Consider the following 1,626-nt stretch of genomic DNA (forward strand, 5'->3'; position numbering starts at 1 on the left):
GTGTCTTCTTTGCGTACGGCTGCCATCATGTTCTTCACTGCGGTGTAGGACACTGCCTGGCGTCGGCCTTCAAGGTCGACGAGTCGCCTACAGGCTTCTTCCAAGATGGGCTTGTTGTCGTGTTTTCCCATGGAAAGCACGTTGCGGCATGAGAAGAACGCTTGTGCTTTGATTGGGCGCGCATCCATCAGCTCAGCGATGACCCGGCGGGTGTGCGGCCCTACCCTGGCAGCTTCGCGTAGGAAGTATTCACAGGTCCAAAGCCCATGGGTGTTGGCCATCTGCGGCGGGATATGGTCAGTGTCGGTGACGAAGGCACCGCGTTGGTGCGCAATCGTATGTACTGCTTGTCGCTCGCCGGCATCGAAAACCGTGAGCGTGTTGCCGGTGATACGTACATCAACAGTGCGGCCGACAAGTGTGTAGGGCACGGAGTAATGCACGCTGGCGACGGTGATATGGAAGTCGGGAGCGACTTTGGCCCGCCTCCATTCCGTGCGCTGCCACCGCTGTTTTGGCAGTTCAGTGAGCAAATCAGCCTCAAAGTCTTCAAACAGCTGCCGCCGACTGATGGTGTTGCCACGAAACGGGGTGTGCGCATTAATCGCGTCAACTCGTTTGAGTATGCGACTGTTGAGCTCATCAAGGCTGACGCACTGATGATCGTCAAGAGCATGGATGACCTTTTGGGTAACGATCTTGACTGCTGCCTCAACATTGGCCTTGTCTTTCGGCCGTCTTGCACGCGCTGGCAGCGCAGCGGTGTTGTAGTGCTCCAGAAACTCCTCGTACGTGGTGTTGACACGACGATTGCGATCGGCAGCACTTATCGCGTTCGACGCCGTCGAGGCGTTATCTGGGACGATGACCTCTGCCACCCCGCCGAAGTACTCAAACGCCTGCATATGCGCATCCAGCCACGCTTGTTGGCGTTCATTGATACACGCACAAGCAAACAGCATCCCGGAATACGGCAGCGAAGCGACAAACACACTGAGCTTGCTTGGACGTCCCCCGGTGGGGTCGAACAAACGCATCTTCGTTCCTGCCCAGTCCACCTGCATAGTGTGAGCTGGTGCGTGCACGATCCGAGCAGTTACCCCGGTGGCATCTACGTGCTGTGCTACAAGCTGGCGAAACCGCTCGTAGCTGTAGTACCGCTGCCCCGGCAGCGCTGGCGTTGAGGTGTACTTGCCCCACAGGACCTGCAGCGTGGTCTTATGTCTTCCGGTCCGTGCTTTCACCACGGAATCGAAATCAATCGGGACGAACACACCCTGACCTGTGGATCTTCCGTCATGAAACAGCACAGCTATGGCTTGATCATTGAGCCCAGTAATCTGGGCCGCGGTCGTGATCTGCTCTGCTTGCAGCACCTTACGAACTTTTTGCACCGTGGAATGCGAGCATCCCATCGTCGCTGTGATCTGGCGAACGGACCAGCCTTTGAGCACGAGGTCCATCACCGCCCTGTAGTCAGTCACAATCGGACTCCTTTGGCAATGCCGCGTGCCCTGAAGTCACGCGGTCACCAAAGAGTTTCCCCGAAAACTGCAGTGTTACTCGATACTCACCATCGCGTTACCCGATAGTCACCACGGTGTTACTAAATGCACGCGCGCAACA

General features: G+C 56.9%; 1 protein-coding gene. It reads right to left on the reverse strand.

Annotated features, from left to right (window positions below; all coding sequences use genetic code 11):
- Positions 1–1,484 (reverse strand): IS21 family transposase (istA, locus tag QP994_RS10990; protein WP_284866814.1); only part of this gene is annotated, 1,484 nt, incomplete at its 3' end.
- Positions 1,485–1,626: the final 142 nt, after the last annotated feature.

Origin of the sequence: Corynebacterium sp. MSK044 (assembly GCF_030232825.1) — a bacterium.
Lineage (GTDB): Bacteria > Actinomycetota > Actinomycetes > Mycobacteriales > Mycobacteriaceae > Corynebacterium.